Annotated in this window: 11 protein-coding genes; 10 read left to right on the top strand and 1 reads right to left on the bottom strand. The window is 52.0% G+C overall.

Annotation, left to right across the window (positions count from 1 at the left end; genetic code table 11):
* Positions 1–338 precede the first annotated feature (338 nt).
* The 4 genes from BLT02_RS00200 to malQ all read left to right on the top strand — a co-directional run bounded on the left by BLT02_RS00200 (position 339) and on the right by malQ (position 6,980).
* Positions 339–1,703 carry a replication-associated recombination protein A gene (locus tag BLT02_RS00200; protein ID WP_092990844.1) on the top strand — a complete coding sequence of 455 codons (1,365 nt, stop codon included), beginning with the start codon at positions 339–341 and terminating at the stop codon, positions 1,701–1,703.
* Positions 1,696–2,223, top strand: a complete 528-nt coding sequence (locus BLT02_RS00205; protein ID WP_175453607.1) for a DUF4364 family protein — start codon at positions 1,696–1,698, stop codon at positions 2,221–2,223. Before BLT02_RS00200 ends, BLT02_RS00205 begins: the two co-directional genes overlap by 8 nt.
* A 762-nt stretch (positions 2,224–2,985) precedes the next feature.
* Complete coding sequence (gene rho, locus BLT02_RS00210) at positions 2,986–5,298, top strand: transcription termination factor Rho (RefSeq protein WP_092990993.1); 2,313 nt, start codon at positions 2,986–2,988, stop codon at positions 5,296–5,298.
* Between the two features lie 95 nt (positions 5,299–5,393).
* Positions 5,394–6,980, top strand: a complete 1,587-nt coding sequence (gene malQ, locus BLT02_RS00215; protein WP_278277362.1) for a 4-alpha-glucanotransferase — start codon at positions 5,394–5,396, stop codon at positions 6,978–6,980.
* Between the two features lie 127 nt (positions 6,981–7,107).
* Here malQ and BLT02_RS00220 read toward each other — a convergent pair whose 3' ends face one another.
* Positions 7,108–7,680, bottom strand: a complete 573-nt coding sequence (locus BLT02_RS00220; RefSeq protein WP_092990847.1) for a DJ-1 family glyoxalase III — start codon at positions 7,678–7,680, stop codon at positions 7,108–7,110.
* Positions 7,681–8,206: 526 nt separating this feature from the next.
* Here BLT02_RS00220 and BLT02_RS00225 point away from each other — a divergent pair.
* The 6 genes from BLT02_RS00225 to BLT02_RS00255 all read left to right on the top strand — a co-directional run bounded on the left by BLT02_RS00225 (position 8,207) and on the right by BLT02_RS00255 (position 17,782).
* Positions 8,207–9,700, top strand: a complete 1,494-nt coding sequence (locus BLT02_RS00225) for a 4Fe-4S dicluster domain-containing protein (protein WP_092990848.1) — start codon at positions 8,207–8,209, stop codon at positions 9,698–9,700.
* A gap of 567 nt (positions 9,701–10,267) precedes the next feature.
* Positions 10,268–11,587: a trigger factor gene (gene tig / locus BLT02_RS00235; protein WP_092990850.1), complete on the top strand. Its 1,320-nt coding sequence runs from the start codon at positions 10,268–10,270 to the stop codon at positions 11,585–11,587.
* A 130-nt stretch (positions 11,588–11,717) separates the two neighbouring features.
* A complete protein-coding gene (clpP, locus tag BLT02_RS00240; RefSeq protein WP_092990851.1) occupies positions 11,718–12,326 on the top strand; it encodes an ATP-dependent Clp endopeptidase proteolytic subunit ClpP in 609 nt (202 codons plus the stop codon).
* Positions 12,327–12,356: 30 nt separating this feature from the next.
* Entirely contained in the window at positions 12,357–13,715 is a 1,359-nt protein-coding gene (gene clpX / locus BLT02_RS00245; RefSeq protein ID WP_092990852.1) for an ATP-dependent Clp protease ATP-binding subunit ClpX, read from the top strand.
* A gap of 257 nt (positions 13,716–13,972) precedes the next feature.
* Positions 13,973–14,722, top strand: coding sequence for a ribosome biogenesis GTP-binding protein YihA/YsxC (gene yihA / locus BLT02_RS00250; RefSeq protein ID WP_092990853.1), 750 nt, complete (start codon positions 13,973–13,975; stop codon positions 14,720–14,722).
* Between the two features lie 342 nt (positions 14,723–15,064).
* A complete protein-coding gene (locus BLT02_RS00255; protein ID WP_092990854.1) occupies positions 15,065–17,782 on the top strand; it encodes an ATP-dependent Clp protease ATP-binding subunit in 2,718 nt (905 codons plus the stop codon).
* Positions 17,783–18,236 lie beyond the last annotated feature (454 nt).

An 18,236-nucleotide genomic window follows, 5' to 3' on the forward strand; every position in this document is an offset into this window, starting at 1 on the left:
ATTGACAGATACAGTATTGACAGATACAGTATTGACAGATACAGCATTGATAGATACGGCATAGACAGATACAGTATTGGCAGATGCAGTATTCATAGATGCAGTATTGACAGATGCTGATGATTTTTGAGTAAAACAGCACTCTCTTCGCTGAGTATTTGGCGGGGAGAGTGCTCTTCATTCTGGTTTTAACAAGATTGTTTCCACAAGATTTTTTCTATAGAATTATTTTACAGAACCTGTTTTTACAGGATTTATTTTTACAGGATCGTTTTAAGAGTCTTGTTTTAACAGGATCGCTTTAACTGGATCGTTTTAACAGAATTGAGGATTTTTGCATGGATCTGTTTGAATACATGCGGCAGGAGCAGCAGCAGACGGAGTCTCCGCTGGCGGCACGCATCCGTCCGACGACGCTGGATGAGGTCGTCGGGCAGGAACATATCATCGGGAAGGGCAGGCTTTTGAGAAGGGCGATTCAGGCGGACAAGCTGGGATCGCTGATTTTTTACGGTCCTCCCGGGACGGGCAAGACGACGCTGGCCAAGGTCATTGCGAACACGACCAGCGCCGAGTTTGTGCAGCTCAATGCGACTACTTCCGGGAAAAAAGATATGGAGGAGGCCGTAAAAGCCGCGAAGGACCGTATGGGAATGTACGGTAAAAAGACGATCCTGTTTATCGACGAGATCCACCGGTTCAATAAGTCCCAGCAGGATTATCTGCTTCCTTTCGTCGAGGACGGAACGGTGACCCTGATCGGGGCGACAACGGAAAATCCTTATTTTGAGGTGAACGGAGCGCTGATTTCGCGTTCTACTGTCTTTGAACTGAAGCCCCTTTCAGCGCAGGATATCCGGGCTCTGATCCTCCGGGCTGTCTATGACGGCGAAAAGGGAATGGGGATGTATAATGCCGCGATCGATGAGGATGCGGCGGATTTCCTGGCGGATGTCGCGGGCGGAGATGCCAGGCGGGCGCTGAGCGCAGTGGAACTGGGCGTGCTGACCACGGCTCCTTCTGAAGACGGAAAGATCCATATCACCCTTGAAATCGCACAGGAGTGCATCCAGAGGCGCGCGCCCCGCTATGACAAGGGCGGCGACAATCACTACGACACGATCTCAGCCTTTATCAAGAGCATGAGGGGGTCTGATCCGGATGCGGCTGTCTACTACCTGGCCCGGATGCTGGAAGCCGGCGAGGATCCGAAATTCATAGCCCGCAGGATCATGATCTGCGCTGCCGAGGACGTCGGAAATGCAGATCCCCAGGCCATCCAGGTCGCTGTTTCCTGTTCACTGGCCTGTGAGCGGATCGGTATGCCCGAGTCCCAGATCCTCCTGGCGCAGGCGGCCGCCTATGTGGCGGGCGCGCCCAAGAGCAATGCGGCGGTCAACGCGATCTCTGCCGCCAGAGAACTCGTCGGAAAGACGGGCAATCTCCCCGTCCCTCCTTATCTGCAGGATGCCCATTACGGGGGCGCGGGCAGACTTGGCCGCGGGATCGGGTATCAATATGCGCATCTCTACCAAGAACACTACAGCGGTCAGCCTTATCTGCCTGAAGCCGTCCGCGGGGTTCACCTCTATGAACCCTCTGAAAACGGATATGAAAAAGAGATCCGGACCCGGCTTTACCGCCTGACAGGAGATGAGCGTTATACGCAGCCCGAACAGCTTTTGGAAAGAGAAAATGAATAAAAACGAAATGGATGAAGTTTTTACCGTTTATAAGCTGATCATTTTATATATGCTCGACCGCGCTGAAGGAGATGTGACACAGGCTATGCTGTCCACTTTTCTCCTTGAAAGCGGCTATGCGAACTTTGTCTCTCTGGCGGAGAGCTATGCCCAGTTGGAAAAGAGGGATCTGGTCAGGATCCGTATGGAGGGAGACAAGAAATTTCTGCAGTTGACGGACGCCGGAAAAGAGGCGCTCGGCTTTTTCTGTGCCCAGCTGAACCCGCTGATCAGAAAACAGGTCGATGAATGGCTGGTAGAACACGGACGGCAGATCCGGGAGGACCGCGAAGTGACCGCTGTTTATGAGCGGATGGTCTCCGGGGTCTATGAAGTGCGCATGTCTGTCAAGGAAAGAGGGGTCACTCAGCTCGAAGTCAAGCTCTCTGTCCCTGACGCGGCTTCTGCTGAAGCGATCGCGGGCAAATGGAAGGAAAAAAACACCGGGATTTATCAATACCTCATTGAAAATCTTTTTTGACTGTTCTATAATTCATGTGACTCATTGTATCAATACAGATCGGGACGGATGGAACCTCATAAATAGTGGCGAAACAGAGGCGGCGCATAAAGTGCTGCTGCCATTCTCAGATCAAGTCATCAACTCACCATGGTTCCGCAGCCGTTTTTTCACCGGATTTTTAAATTTTTAATCGTTTTCCTGTTTTGGATTTCCCTGTATAGGGCTTAATATTTTTGCGCTCACACTCTGGCTGCTTTTGGCCTGTGGGCATATGTTCCTGTGCGCACTGTTTCAGACAGGTCTTTCATCCAATTTTAAATAGATTTTCTTTAAAAAATGATTTTTATCTTCTATATAAAATAAAAGCATATTGATGAATAGAAAATGCTTTGAAGAAAACATATTTTGAAAAAGCCTGCTTGAAGAAAATATATGTAAACAAATTTTTTGATGCAAATAATTTGAAGCAAATGCAGAAAATGTCTCTGAAAATATCAATGAGAGGAACTTGCAGGAAGCAGTGCTGATTTTGAAAACGGGACAGATTATACAGGAAAACTGAAAATATACAGAAAATTAGTATAACGATAATAGATATAAAGGTAATAGAAATACGGTATTAAATGAATATATATTTAATATACGAATCAACAGACAGATAATTTTAGACAGATTAATTATTTTAGACAGATTAATTAAGGAAGAGAACCTGCTCCCGTTTTTCTGCATAAGGAAGCAGGATGAAGATATATTTTTGGAGGATAGTAAATGACCAGAGAGATGTATGAGTCGATTTCCTTGCATGATCTGCGTGAGATTGCCAAAAATCGGGGAATGCGGCGCATTTCCGCTTTGAAAAAGGCGGATCTCATTGATGCAATGCTCAAAAAAGATGAGGAGGAGGCGAAAGCTTACCGTGAGGAGAGGCAGCAGCGCAGGCAGGAGCTGAAGAGGCAGCAAAAGGAGGCTGAGGAAGCAGCTGCAGCAGAGAAAATGGCTGCCGGAAGCTCCCGCTCGGGGGCTGATTCTCAGGCAATAGGAAGCGGGAACAGCAGCGGAAACAGTGCGCAGGGCGGCGATGCCGGCCTGGCGTCAGGCGGCGCAGAGTCATCCGATTCATTCAGCCGGGACAGAAGGGAGAGCGGAGACAGCAGGAACCCGTACGGACAGTCAGGGCAGAATATGCAGTCAAGCCGGAATATGTCCGCAGGGCAGGATAGAAACGTGTCTCGGGACAGGTCTGCGGTACAGGATGCGGGGCAGTCCCAGGGCAGTTCTCAGTTCCAGAGTAATATGCAGTCCCAGGGCAACGTGCAGCCTCAGGGCAGTCCGCAGTCCCAGGGCAACATGCAGTCTCAGGGCGGTCCGCAGTCCCAGGGCAACGTGCAGCCTCAGGGCAGTTCGCAGTCTCAGGGCAACGTGCAGTCTCAGGACAATAGTCAGTCCCAGGGCAGGCTCCGGTCTCAGGGGCAGAGGGTAAAGACAAATACCGGCTCCTATTCCGCAAACGGAAGGAGGCAGAATGGCCGCCCCAGGCAGGTCGTTGTCGCAGGAGGACGTCAGCAGGGAAGGCAGATGCGCCAGTCCCAGGGAGGCCAGAGGGAAGGAGAAGCTTTCGAATCTGCCGTTCGGGGCGCTGAAAGATCAGAACCCGTTGTCAGAGAGGCGTCCGCGTCTTATAATTATACCCAGCAGCCAGTCAGGCAGTCTGACAGCGGGCAGAACGGAATCTGGCAGTCTCAGCAGTCCCAGTCTCAGCAGTCTCAGACTGGACAGGCGGCATTAGGCCAGACGGCTTCCGGCCAGGCGTTTTCCGGGCAGGCAGCAGGGCAGACACAGGAGCCCCGGAACGGACAGGACATGCAGCAGGATCCGCAGGGGAACCGGCCGGCCAGGTATTTTCAGTCCGGACGTCAGGACGCCCCGGTCTTTCACAGAGACGAGCTCAATACAGAGCTCGACAGCGGCCAGATGGCAAACGGCATTCTGGAGGTCATGCAGGATGGTTTTGGTTTCATCCGCTGTGCCAACTACATGCCGGGAGAAAATGATATTTATGTGGCGCCCAGCCAGATCAGGCGTTTCGGCCTCAAGACGGGCGATATTATTTCAGGGAATATCCGCGTGAAGACGCAGGGGGAAAAATTCAGCGCCCTGCTCTATGTCAAGAGCGTGAACGGCTATTCCCCCGATGAAGCCACTAAGCGTTATAATTTCGAGGATATGACTCCGGTATTTCCGGATGAGAGGATTCGTCTCGAGCGCACAGGCGGCAGTATTTCCATGCGCATTATGGACCTGATGTGCCCCGTCGGCAAGGGACAGAGAGGCATGATCGTTTCCCCTCCCAAGGCGGGCAAGACGACCCTGATCAAGGATGTGGCGCGTTCTGTCAAGTACAATAATCCGGAGATCCATCTGATCGTCCTTTTGATCGATGAGAGGCCGGAGGAAGTCACGGACATCCGGGAAGCAATCGAAGGAGACGATGCGGAAGTCATTTATTCTACTTTCGATGAACTGCCGGAGCATCACAAGCGTGTCTCAGAGATGGCGATTGAGCGGGCCAGGCGCCTTGTGGAGCACAAACGGGACGTCATGATCCTGCTTGACTCTATTACCCGCCTTACAAGGGCGTACAATATTACAGAACCGCCGAGCGGGCGCACGCTGTCCGGAGGACTGGACCCGGCTGCCCTGCACATGCCGAAACGGTTTTTCGGAGCCGCGAGAAGTATGCGGGAGGGCGGGAGCCTTACGATCCTTGCGACCGCGCTCATCGATACGGGCAGCAAGATGGACGACATCGTCTTTGAGGAATTCAAGGGGACCGGCAATATGGAGCTCGTCCTTGACCGGCGCCTTTCCGAACGACGCATTTTTCCGGCAATCGATATCGTCCGTTCCGGAACCCGCAGGGATGATCTGCTTTTGACCCCCGATGAACTGGCTGCGGTCAACACTATCCGCCGGGCCTTTAACGGACTGAGCGCTGAACAGGCGGTGACCCAGGCTTTGGATCTGTTCTCCAGGACACGGACAAATGGCGAATTTGTCAATATGGTCCGCAAGATCCAGTGGGGAAAGGAATGATTCATTTTAAAATCGAAGAATTTATGAGTTGGAAGAATTTTGGAATTGAAAGAATATAAGAGTTGAAAAATTATAGGAATTGAAAAATTTCAGGAATTGACCCTGCCTCGCAGCGATCACCGGCGTGCCCGTTCACGCCTGAAATGGAGGAAAATATGAAACGAAGCTGTGGTGTACTGCTTCCGGTCGCCAGCCTTCCGTCCAAATACGGGATCGGCTGTTTTTCGACCGAGGCGTATCGTTTCGTCGACTTTCTCGTTAAGGCAGGCCAGTCGTATTGGCAGATTCTGCCCCTCGGGCAGACTGGCTACGGCGATTCACCCTATCAGTCGTTTTCCACATTTGCCGGAAATCCTTACTTCATTGACCTGGAACAGCTGATTGGAGCGGGTTATTTGTCGAGAGAGGAAACGGAGCAGTTTAATTTTGGCTCCAACCCTTCCTATATCGAATATGACCTGATCTATATGAGCCGGTACCTGCTTTTACACCATGCCTATGAAAACAGTCCCTACTCTCTGCATCCTTCGGATGTATGGAAACAGTCTGCTTACAACAGGGACCGTTACGCTTTCGAGACTTTTATCACAAATAATAAGGAATGGCTTGAAGATTACGCGCTTTACAGCGCACTCAAGGGTCGTTTCGAAAATGCCGCCTGGACAGAATGGGATGATGATATCCGCCTCAGGCAGCCGGAGGCCATGAAAAAATGGCACGCCGAGCTGGTGGACGACATCCGTTTCTATTGCTTCCTGCAGTATATGTTTTTCCTGCAGTGGAAGGCGGTCAAAGATTACGCCAACAAACACGGAATCAGTATAATCGGCGATCTGCCGATCTATGTCGCTATGGACAGCGCGGATACCTGGAGCCATCCGGAGTACTTCAAGCTGGACGGCGAAGGGCGTCCTTCTGTAGTCGCCGGATGCCCTCCGGACGCTTTTTCCGCGACGGGACAGCTCTGGGGAAACCCGATCTATGACTGGGACAGGCACAGGGCGGAGAATTTTTCCTGGTGGAGGTCCCGCATGGAGCGCGCCTTCTTCCTCTACGACGCGGTCAGGATCGACCACTTCCGCGGATTTGAATCCTATTATGAGATTCCCGCTCAGGAGAATACGGCTATGAACGGGACCTGGGTGCAGGGCCCGGGGATCGAGCTGTTTGACGCATTGCAGGAAACGATCGGCGGCCGTCAGGTCATCGCCGAAGATCTGGGTTTCCTCACTCCGGAAGTACATAAACTGCTGGAGGAAACGGGATATCCCGGCATGAAGGTCCTGCAGTTTGCTTTTGATGCCAAGAGTGACAGCGAATATCAGCCGCACAATTATAACCGCAACTGCGTCGTTTACACGGGAACACACGATAATGACACCACTCGGGGGTGGTTTGAGAACACGGACCCGGAAGTCAGGGACTACGCTTATAAGTATCTGGGGATCACCGGGAAAGAAACAGCGGTTGATGCCATGATCCGGACTGCCATGATGAGCGTGGCAGATATCTGCATCATTCCCATTCAGGATTATCTGGGACTGGGCAATGAGGCGCGAATCAATACGCCCTCCACTCTGGGGAGCAACTGGAAATGGCGGGCCCTTCCGGGAACATTCACCGATAAGCTGGCAGAGCACCTGCTGGGTCTCGCAAGGATCTACGCCAGGCTGAACCAGTAAAACCGGGGCCGGAAAGAATCCTTCCGGGAAAACTGAACTGGAAAAAAACAGGGAGCATGAAAAGTGAACAGGTCATTTTTCATGCTCCTTTTTTTGTCCGGTATTTGCCCGTAATACTGTTTCCGGGTCAATAATAAATGATGTTTTCTCCGAGGGCGCGGGCTTTATCTTCTCCGAGATAGTGGGCGACGATGGCGAGACCGAAGGGGATTGCCGTACCCATGCCGCGGCTCGTGATGATGTTGTCACTGACGACGACTTTATCCTTACAGAGAAGGGCGCCGTTTTCTTTGAGCACTTCATCTTTGGAGGGATTGCAGGTAGCGCGGACTCCGCTGAGCAGCCCGAGTTCCGCAAGGATACTGGGGGCGGCGCAGATCGCGGCGACCTGCCTGCCTTTTTCGCAGAATGCTTTGACCTGTTCCATGAGGGGGAAGCATGCCCGAAGATTGGGGGTCCCGGGGATGCCGCCGGGCAGGATGATCATATCATACTGATCAAAATCCAGTTCGCCGATCGTTGTGTCTGTGCGGAAGGTGACTTCATGGGAAGAAGTCACTTCTGTGCTTTGTGTGATCGACACTTTTGTACAGGGAATCCCTGCGCGGTAAAGCAGGTCCACAACGGTAAGTCCCTCGATCTCTTCACATCCGTCGGCAAAGAAAATTGCGGTCTTCAGATTGGTTTTTGCTTCAAACATAGATACTCCTTTTCTTTATTTTCCGATTCAACAAAAAGGATACCGGCAGACTGCTCCTTTTCCCGGAACTATCGGCAGCAGTTCCTGATTCATTGTACACCAACAGTTTTCGCGCGTCTATGGACAGGTTGATACAGGGAGCCGCAAGCGTTGCATGTCCACGCCCTTCGAGGGGGCGTGGAGTAACGACTGCGTTTTCCCGTGCTAAATGCACTTTCCTGCACCACTGCTTTTCTCGTGCTTTTGTGTTTTCATGCGCTTTTTACGCGGAAACTCGGGTCAGATATCAGGATGAGATGCCGGCTTTACATGAAAGACTGAAATATTGACTTTTTTGAACTGGTGTGACGAAAATTGACGGACGAAAATTCAAATATGTTTATAAAAAACCTGTAAAAACCACATATTTCACTTGAATTGGCTATAGTTTTTTACAATAGCTTTTGATACAATGTTGGCAGTTAGGGATTCATACTCGGCAGCTCTGGACGGAATCTGCCTGTATCGATGATTTAGGAGGATATTTATGGTTACCAATGATGCTACGTTACTGGAGCTGAAACATCTGATCATGGAAAGCGTTGCAAGGCTTGCCTGGGATGATGCCATCAACGAGGAATCCCTCAAGAATCTGACTTTAGCGTTGAGCCCCGGTCCTGTCGCTCAGTATCGGTGCTGTGTTTATAAGGAAAGGGAAGTGATTTCTGAGAGGATCCGTCTCTCACTGGCGCAGAATCCAAATCCGGAAAGCACCTCCAAAAACGTTGTTCAGGTCATCCAGCCTGCCTGCGAAGAGTGCCCTCTGGCGGCGTATACCGTTACGGACAACTGCCGTCTTTGCATGGGAAAAGCCTGCATCAATTCCTGCCGTTTTAAAGCGATCACTATCGGCGACCACAGGGCAAAGATCGACCCGACCAAGTGCAAGGAATGCGGTATGTGCGCAAATGCCTGCCCTTACGGGGCGATCGCCCATCTGGTGCGTCCCTGCAAGCGTGTCTGCCCTGTCGGCGCGATCACTTATGACGAGTTCGGAATCTGCCGGATCGACGAGGATAAATGTATCCAGTGCGGTCATTGCATCCATTCCTGCCCCTTTGGCGCCATTGGCTCCAAGACCTATCTGGTGGATATTATCCGCCATATTAAGGCCGGCGACGAAGTGATCGCCATGGTCGCTCCCGCTACGGAGGGACAGTTCGGCGCCGATATCACGATGCAGTCTCTCAAGAATGTTTTCCTTGATCTCGGTTTTTCGGATATGGTGGAGGTCGGACTGGGCGGCGATATGACGGCTGCCTATGAATCTCTCGAGTGGAGCGAAGCGGCCCACGAAGGACGTAAGATGACGACTTCCTGCTGCCCGGCTTTCATTAATATGCAGCGCAAGCATTTCCCCAAGGTTTTTGAGGAGAATGTTTCCAGCGTCGTCTCGCCCATGTGCGCAGTTTCCCGTTACCTCAAGAGCACACGCCCCGGCTGCATCACAGTCTTCGTCGGACCCTGCATCGCCAAAAAATCCGAGGCGGAAGATCCCACGATCCCGGACAATGCCGACTATGTCATCACTTATGGAGAGTTCCGGGCCATGCTGCGCTCCAAGGACATTGATATTCAGGCGGCGGCCAATTCCTACCAGGAATCTTCGATCTGGGGCAAGCGCTTTGCAACCTCCGGCGGCGTGGCAAAAGCCGTCCTGGAGTGCATGCAGGAGCGCGGAGAGGATATCTCCGGTATCAAGCTCGTGCAGGTCGCGGGCGGAGACGCCTGCAAGAAGACCCTCACGATGCTCAAGGCCGGCAGACTGCCCGAGAGCTTTGTCGAGGGCATGATCTGCGAGGGCGGCTGTGTCGGCGGCCCGTCCAGACACAGGACAGAGATGGAGATCAAGCGCGCGAGAGAAGGCCTTCTCAAGATGGCCGACGACAGAAAGGTCCTCGACAACCTGAAGAATTACCCTATGGACAAGTTCTCCATGTACCGCGACGGCCACATGGATGAGAAATGTCTCCTCGACTGACAGCTTTTTCCTGGACTTTTCCTGGACTTTTTTGGAGTCAGTAAGGACTGAAGGCGGCAATAACTGAGCCAGTAAGAACTGTAGTCAGTAAGGCCAGGAACCAGTAAGAACTGGAGTCATTAAAGGACTGGAGCCGGAAAAACCCATGGTCAGTAAGAACCTGAAATGGGAGCGGTAAGGACCGGAATTTACAAGAACTGGATTCAGGCAGGGCGGAATTCATTCCGCCCTGCTTTTCTTTCGGGGAGCTGGACAGGAGCCAGGGAACGGAGAACTATCCCCTGTCTCCTGCAGGAAGCTGTCTCCTGTCTTTCCTTTTTTCCTGAACGGGGAGAGACGGAGAACTGTCCCCTGTCTCTTGTCGGGAAAGTCTGAAAAATGGGATAGGAATTATTTTAAGTCAGACTCTATTTGGAAAGCAGATGAAATGCCTGAAAAAAGCATGGTAAAAATGTCGAACAGGGCACAATATGCTGGATTCTTTTGAAAAAATGTGTTGGAAATAGGTTCAAGTGTGTGCTATAATGCAATGTACTTGTGTAAAACTTTATGGAGGTTTAGGTAACAATGAGTGTAAGTGTTGAAAAACTGGAGAACAGCATGGTCAAGCTCACGATTGAAGTGAGCGCCGAAGATTTTGATAAAGCGATTGACGCGGTCTACAAACGGCAGAAGAACAGAATGAATGTCCCCGGTTTCCGCAGGGGAAAAACACCGAGGAAGGTTCTGGAGAAGCTGTATGGCGAGACTATGTTTTATGAGGATGCAGCCAATGATTTGATCAACAGCTCTTATCCTGATGCTGCAAAGGAGAGCGGAGAGGACATCGTCTCTCATCCCGAGATCGAAGTGACGCAGATCGGTGCGGGCAAGCCCTTTATCTATACAGCGAAAGTGGCCGTGAAGCCTCCTGTGAGCCTGGGCAAGTACAAAGGCGTTGAGGTTGTGAAACAGGATACGACTGTAACCGACGAAGAGGTCGACAAAGAGATCCACAAGGAGCTTGAGAAGAACGCTGCCAAGAATGAGATCACTGACCGTCCGGTCAAGATGGGCGACGACATCGCTCTTGATTTCGAGGGCTTTAAGGATGGCGTTCCTTTTGAGGGCGGCAAGGGTACCAATTATCCTCTGTCTGTCGGCTCTGGTTCCTTCATTCCCGGTTTTGAAGAGCAGCTGGTTGACAGGAATATCGGTGAAGAGTTTGATGTCAATGTGACTTTCCCCGAGGACTATCAGTCTGATGAACTCGCGGGCTGCCCTGCAGTCTTTAAGTGCACTGTCAAAAAGATCACCGAGAAGATCCTTCCCGAGCTGGACGATGAGTTCGCAAGTGAAGTTTCCGAGTTCTCCACTCTTGAGGAGTACAAGGCTGATGTCCGCAGGAAGCTGACCGAGCGCAAGGAAAAAACCGCCCAGACCAATAAGGAAAACATGGCTGTCGGCAAGGTCATCGAGGATTCTCATGTCGATATCCCTGAGGCAATGCTTCGCACTCAGCAGGAGCAGATCGTCGGCGAGCTTGAGCAGCAGATCACATCCCAGGGTATGAAGTTTGAAGATTACCTTCAGTATGCTCAGACCACCAGGGAGAAGATGATCGAGAACGCTAAGGATGACGCTGAGCGCCGCATCATGTATCGTCTGGTCATGGAACAGGTCGCGAAGGAAGAGAACATCACTACTACTGAAGAGGATTACGAAAACGAGCTCAAGGAGAAGGCAGAGGTCTATCGTCTGGATGTTGAGACCATCAGGAAGTACTTCGAGCACCGCAAAGAAGAAATGATGGAGGAACTCGCTATTCAGAAGGCGATCACCTTCATCGCGGACAATGCTGTTGAAGTAGAAAAGAAGCCTGAATCCGAAGAGGCAAAGACTGAGTAAAAGGCTGGGTTTTTAAAGGAACGAAGGATCGGTTCACGGCCGCACCGGACATATGAGACTGGCCGGCGGCTGTACCGGTCCTTTATCTTCACTTGAAAATACTTGCCTAATGATAATGAAAGGGGGCCGCATGGCAAATTTTATCCCTTATGTAATTGAACAGACAGGTATGGGGGAGCGGTCGTATGATATTTTTTCCCGTCTCCTCAAGGAACGTATTATTATTCTGGGTGACCAGGTGACAGACCAGTCCGCAGAGCTCATCATGGCACAGATGCTCTTTCTCGAGGGCGAGGATCCCGAGAAAGATATTCAGTTTTATATCAACAGCCCTGGCGGATCCATCTCCGCAGGTATGGCCATTTATGACACTATGCACTTTGTAAAATGCGATGTCTCCACGATCTGTGTGGGTCTGGCGGCAAGCATGGGCGCCTTCCTTCTGGCCGGCGGCACAAAGGGCAAGAGGTATTCCCTCCCCAACAGTGAGATTCTGATCCATCAGCCTCTTGGCGGGACAGAGGGACAGGCTTCGGATATCGCGATCCAGGCGGCGCACATGGCGTTCGTCAAGGAGAGGATGAACCGGATCCTTTCGGAGAATACTGGTCAGCCTTATGAGAAGATCGTACAGGATACGGACCGCGACAACTGGATGACTCCCGAGCAGGCACTGGAATACGGCCTGATCGACCAGATTTATACGACCCGCAAGGAGATCGAGACCCAAGTCGGGTAATCGAGTGTCGGGTAATCGAGTGAGGATTATATGGCAGATAATAAGAGAATGTACCCTGGTATGCGCAGGTGTTCTTTTTGCAACCGGACAGAGAATATGGTCAACAGGCTGATCTCCGGACCGGAAGGAATCTATATCTGTGATGAATGTGTCTCAATCTGCATGGACATCCTGGAGGAGTCCGAGCGCGATGAGAGCATGTCACTTTCCACACTTGATACGGGCGGTATCAAGCTTCTGAAGCCGGCGCAGATCAAACGGTTTCTGGATGAGTATGTCATCGGGCAGGAAGAGGCCAAAAAGGTCCTGTCCGTGGCGGTGTACAATCATTATAAGCGTGTAGTCAGAGCCCAGGAAGACAGCAATGAGGATGGAGTGGAGTTGCAGAAGAGCAACATCCTGATGCTGGGTCCCACCGGTTCCGGAAAGACTTATCTGGCTCAGACTCTCGCGAAGATCATCAATGTGCCATTTGCGATCGCGGATGCCACTACGCTCACTGAAGCGGGATATGTGGGTGAGGATGTTGAGAACATTCTCCTCAAGCTTATCCAGGCGGCAGATTATAATATCGAAAAAGCCCAGGTCGGCATTATCTATGTCGACGAGATCGACAAGATCTCCAAAAAGGGCGAAAATGTATCGATCACCCGTGATGTCTCCGGAGAAGGTGTCCAGCAGGCCCTCCTGAAGATCATAGAGGGCACAGTGGCCTCCGTTCCTCCCCAGGGCGGGCGCAAACACCCCCAGCAGGAGCTGATCCAGATCGACACCAACAACATCCTTTTCATCTGCGGCGGAGCTTTTTCGGGCCTTGACAAGATAATCAACAACCGTATGGACAGACGGTCCATGGGCTTCCATGCGGAGATCAAGGACAAAGAAGCAAAGAAATTCGGCAATGTGATCCGCAACGTTCTCCCCGAGGATCTGACCAAGTTCGGCCTGATCCCCGAGTTTATCGGCCGTGTCCCGGTTGTGGTCACACTTGATGAGCTTGATAAGGATGCCCTGGTCAGGATCCTCAAGGAGCCCAAAAACGCCATCCTCAAGCAGTACAAAAAGCTGTTTTCCTACGACAGGGTCGAACTCGAGTATGAGGACGACGCGGTGGAAGCCATCGCGGAGCAGGCCTTAAAGCGCGGTACAGGCGCCAGAGGACTGCGCTCTATCCTTGAAAAGACCATGATGGATGTCATGTTCGAGATCCCTTCAGACGAGACCATCATTTCGTGCACGATCACAAAGGACTCCATTGATGGAACCGGGGCGCCGAAGATCGAGCATGGCGAAAAGCCCCCGCTTCCGGAAAAAAAGCGTGCCGCTAAGCCGGCCGTCAGTGCAAGCCCGCAGCGCAGAAGACGCAAGGCTTCAGGTGCCCGGAACTAAGGCTTTCGTGTATATATAGTTTATATATAGTTTATATATAGTTTTCGGATATACATAGTTTCCCAGTATATCTGGTATCCAAGTATATCTGGTTTCCGGGTTTATTATTTCCATAGGATGGAGAGCATTCCATAGGATGGAGAGTATTCCTGGGATGGAGAGCATTCCTGGGATGGAGAGCATTCCTGGGATGGAGAGCATTTTACTGGATGTAGAGCATTCCATAGGATGGAGAGCAGGTTGAAGGAAAACCGAAAATGGTAATTAAATCAGTAAATCTTGCACTTGTCTGCGGGGTTACAAGCAAAATTCCGGCAGGCAGCCTGCCGGAATTTGCTTTTGCGGGAAGAAGCAACGTAGGAAAATCGACCCTGATCAACGGACTGATGAACCGTAAAGCGCTTGCCCGCGTAAGTTCCCAGCCCGGCAAGACGCAGACTATCAATTATTATGAGATCAACGGGGAGTTCCACCTGGTGGATCTGCCCGGTTACGGCTATGCGAAGGCCAATGTCAGGGTCAAGGAACAGTGGGGAAAGATGATCGAGCGCTATCTGCACACCAGCAGGCAGCTCAGGACGGTCTTTCTGCTCCTGGATATCCGCCATGAGCCCACCGGACAGGATGTTATGATGTACGACTGGATCCTGCAGGCAGGGTACGAGCCGGTCATTATTGCTACAAAGTCGGATAAGGTAAAGAGAAGCCAGATCCAGAAGCAGCTGGCCGTACTCAGAAAAACCCTCCGGGAGGAGAGCCATGTAAAGCTGCCTCCTTCGGAAAAGAAGGGGCCTCTCCGGATCATCCCCTGGTCAGGCCAGACCAAAAGCGGCCGTGAGGAGATTTATGCAGTCCTCGACAGCTTCCTCGGCAATGCTGACAGCACTCTCCCCGAGGCGGGCTTCCTTGACAGTGCTCTGCCCGAATCGGAGGAAGCTGGTAAAAAAGCTGATAAAAAAGCAGATGAGAAAACAGATGCTGGAGAAAACAGCCTTCGCGGGCAGTAAGTGTAAGAACCGCAGACAGCTGTAAACGAAGAATCTTAACTTCCGATATTTTAAAACCTCGATCAGATCAAGTGTAACTCACTGAAACTGGTCGAGGTTTTTTCTTCATCTGGAACCCCTGTGTGTCAGAAAAATTCTTCTCCGGAAATTCTTTTCAGATATTCAAAAAAGAGTATTGACAGCCTGAAGATATATGTTATAGTACTTATAGAACAGAGAGGACAAAACCGGTCCTTCTGGCAGTCATTTGCATTGTTTGATTTTATACTGCCAAGTTTTACAAACATCAAAATGACAGAATTAAAGAGGTAAAAATACTTCCGAAAGGAGGCTCAGTTTATAATGAATATCCAGAAATTTACACAGAAATCAATTGAAGCGATCAACCAGTGCGAGAAGCTGGCCTATGAATACGGGAACCAGCAGATCGAACAGGAGCATCTGCTGTACAGCCTGCTGACGCTGGAGGACAGCCTGATCCTGAGGCTCATCGAAAAGATGGGCATTGATCCCGGCGCGTTCACCAACCGCGTTCTGGGGACCGTAGAGGGCCTCACAAAGGTGCACGGCGGCGACAGCAGGGTTTATGTCGGCGGAGAGATGAACAAGGCTCTGCTGGGAGCTGAGGCGGAAGCAAAGGCTCTGGGCGACGAGTATGTGAGCGTAGAGCATCTGTTCCTGTCCCTGATCAAAAACGCGGACCGCACGCTGAAGGGCCTTTTCAGGGATTATGGGATCAGCCGAGAGAGCTTCCTCAAGGCGCTTTCCACAGTGCGCGGCAACCAGCGTGTGACCAGCGATAATCCCGAAGCCACTTACGAGACGCTTGAAAAATACGGCGAAGAGCTCGTATCCAAGGCAAAAGCGCAGAAGATGGATCCGGTCATCGGCAGGGACGCGGAGATCCGCAATGTGATCCGAATTCTTTCCAGAAAGACCAAGAACAACCCTGTCCTGATCGGTGAGCCCGGCGTCGGCAAGACCGCCGTCGTGGAGGGGCTTGCCCAGAGGATCGCCCGGGGCGATGTGCCTGACGGGCTCAAAAATAAAAAGATCTTTTCCCTGAATATGGGATCCCTGGTCGCGGGCGCCAAGTACCGCGGCGAATTCGAGGAGCGTCTCAAGGCTGTCCTCGAGGACATCAAGGGAAGCGACGGCGAGATTTTGCTTTTCATTGATGAGCTGCATACGATCGTCGGCGCCGGCAAGACCGACGGCGCGATGGATGCCGGCAATATGCTCAAGCCCATGCTGGCCCGCGGTGAGTTGCACTGCATCGGCGCGACGACTCTCAAGGAGTACCGCATGTACATTGAGAAGGACGCCGCCCTGGAGCGCCGTTTCCAGCCTGTCATGGTGGATGAGCCCACAGTGGAGGACACGATTTCCATCCTCCGCGGACTGAAGGAGAGATACGAAGTCTATCACGGGGTCAAGATCCTGGACAATGCCCTGGTCAGTGCCGCCGTGCTTTCCAACCGTTATATCTCGGATCGTTTTCTTCCTGACAAGGCGATCGACCTCGTGGATGAGGCCTGCGCCCTGATCAAGACAGAGATGAATTCCCTTCCCACAGAGCTCGACGAGCAGCAGCGCAAGATCCTGCAGCTCGAGATCGAGGAGACCGCTCTCAAAAAGGAGGAGGACAACCTCAGCCGTGAGCGTCTCGCGGACCTGCAGAAGGAGCTCGCGGAGCTCAAGGATTCCTTTGCGGCCAAAAAGGCCCAGTGGGAGAATGAAAAGAACCGTGTCGACAATCTGTCCAAACTCCGTGAGGAGATCGATGCTGTCAGCAGCGAGATCCAGATCGCCCAGCAGAACGGCGACCTCAACCGTGCCGCAGAGCTGCAGTACGGGCGTCTGCCCGAGCTGAAAAAGGAGCTGGCCCGCAGTGAGGAGGCCGCCCACAGCGGCAGCGACTCCCTCGTTCATGACCGCGTGACAGATGATGAGATCAGCCGCATTATCTCGCGCTGGACCGGCATTCCGGTCAGCAAGCTCACCGAGAGCGAGCGCAGCAAGACTCTCCACCTGAGTGAAGAGCTGCACAGGCGCGTGATCGGCCAGGATGAGGCTGTGACCAGGGTCACGGAAGCCATCATCCGCAGCAAGGCAGGGATCAAGGATCCGGAGAAGCCCATCGGCTCCTTCCTCTTCCTGGGCCCTACAGGCGTCGGTAAGACGGAGCTCGCCAAGGCTCTCGCAGCCTCCCTGTTTGACGACGAAAAGAACATGGTCCGTATTGATATGAGTGAGTACATGGAGAAATTCTCCGTGTCCCGTCTCATCGGAGCGCCTCCCGGATATGTCGGTTACGAGGAGGGCGGCCAGCTGACAGAGGCTGTCCGCAGAAAGCCCTACTCTGTGGTCCTTTTTGACGAGATCGAAAAGGCTCATCCCGACGTGTTCAACATCCTGCTTCAGGTGCTGGACGACGGGCGCATCACGGACTCCCAGGGCCGTACTGTGGACTTCAAGAACACGATCCTCATCATGACATCCAACCTTGGTGCTCAGGAGATCCTGGCGGACATTGAGCGCCGTGAAAAGGCGGGCACCGGCCGTGACAGAGTCACCTTCAACTATGAGGACGAAGGTTCCGCCGGACAGACCGGCAGCGGATTCGCGGACATTGCCGAAGAGGAGGGCAGCTGGACCATCTCCGAGCATACGAAAGAGGTCGTCAGAGAACTCCTCAAGACCCACTTCCGTCCTGAGTTCCTGAACCGCCTGGACGAGACCATCATGTTCAATCCTCTGTCCAGAAGCGACATCAGAGGGATCATCGACCTTATCGTCGACGACCTCAACCGTCGTCTCGCCGAGCGGCGCATCACGATCCGCCTGACAGACGAAGCCAAACACTTCGTCGCGGACGCGGCCTATGACCCCGCATACGGCGCCAGACCCCTTAAGCGCTACATCCAGAAGAATGTCGAGACCGCAGGGGCCCGCCTGATCCTGGCTGATGAAGTGGGAGAAGGCGACATCATCGAAATCGGCAGTGACGGCACGAAGCTTACAGCTGAAGCCGTCCACACCGGAGAGATTGAAGATTAAGAAGGATTAACATTTAATAAGGATTAAAATAAGAAGGATTAATATTAAGAGGGATTAATATTAAGAAGGGTTAATATAAGAGGGATTAATATTAAGAGGGATTAATATTAAGAGGGATTAGTATTAAGAAGGATTAAAGAACAGCATTTTATAAATACACAGTTGCAGACAGGGAGCGCACCGCGCTCCCTGTTTTGCCCTTCTTACGGGAAAATTCTTCTTCGAAAGCAGGAGGTCACGCATGCCGCGAAAAAAACAAAGCGATATTTCAGCTCCGCAAGCATAAGGTCACCCATGCCGCAAAAAAGTAAAGCGATATTTCAGCTCCGCAAGCCCAAGGTCACGCATGCCGCGAAAAAGTAAAGCGATATTCCGGCTCCGCAAGCATAAGGTCACCCATGCTGCGAAAAAGTAAAGCGATATTCCGGCTCCGCAAGCATAAGGTCACCCATGC

Origin of the sequence: Sarcina sp. DSM 11001 (genome assembly GCF_900101015.1) — a bacterium.
GTDB lineage: Bacteria > Bacillota > Clostridia > Lachnospirales > Lachnospiraceae > CAG-791.

Bases quoted from the DNA above. Each gene is read 5' to 3' on its own strand.
- BLT02_RS00200 (WP_092990844.1), top strand. From the start codon at position 339: ATGGATCTGTTTGAATACATGCGGCAGGAGCAGCAGCAGACGGAGTCT.
- BLT02_RS00205 (WP_175453607.1), top strand. From the start codon at position 1,696: ATGAATAAAAACGAAATGGATGAAGTTTTTACCGTTTATAAGCTGATC.
- rho (WP_092990993.1), top strand. From the start codon at position 2,986: ATGTATGAGTCGATTTCCTTGCATGATCTGCGTGAGATTGCCAAAAAT.
- BLT02_RS00220 (WP_092990847.1), bottom strand. From the start codon at position 7,680: ATGTTTGAAGCAAAAACCAATCTGAAGACCGCAATTTTCTTTGCCGAC.
- BLT02_RS00225 (WP_092990848.1), top strand. From the start codon at position 8,207: ATGGTTACCAATGATGCTACGTTACTGGAGCTGAAACATCTGATCATG.
- tig (WP_092990850.1), top strand. From the start codon at position 10,268: ATGAGTGTAAGTGTTGAAAAACTGGAGAACAGCATGGTCAAGCTCACG.
- clpP (WP_092990851.1), top strand. From the start codon at position 11,718: ATGGCAAATTTTATCCCTTATGTAATTGAACAGACAGGTATGGGGGAG.
- clpX (WP_092990852.1), top strand. From the start codon at position 12,357: ATGGCAGATAATAAGAGAATGTACCCTGGTATGCGCAGGTGTTCTTTT.
- yihA (WP_092990853.1), top strand. From the start codon at position 13,973: ATGGTAATTAAATCAGTAAATCTTGCACTTGTCTGCGGGGTTACAAGC.
- BLT02_RS00255 (WP_092990854.1), top strand. From the start codon at position 15,065: ATGAATATCCAGAAATTTACACAGAAATCAATTGAAGCGATCAACCAG.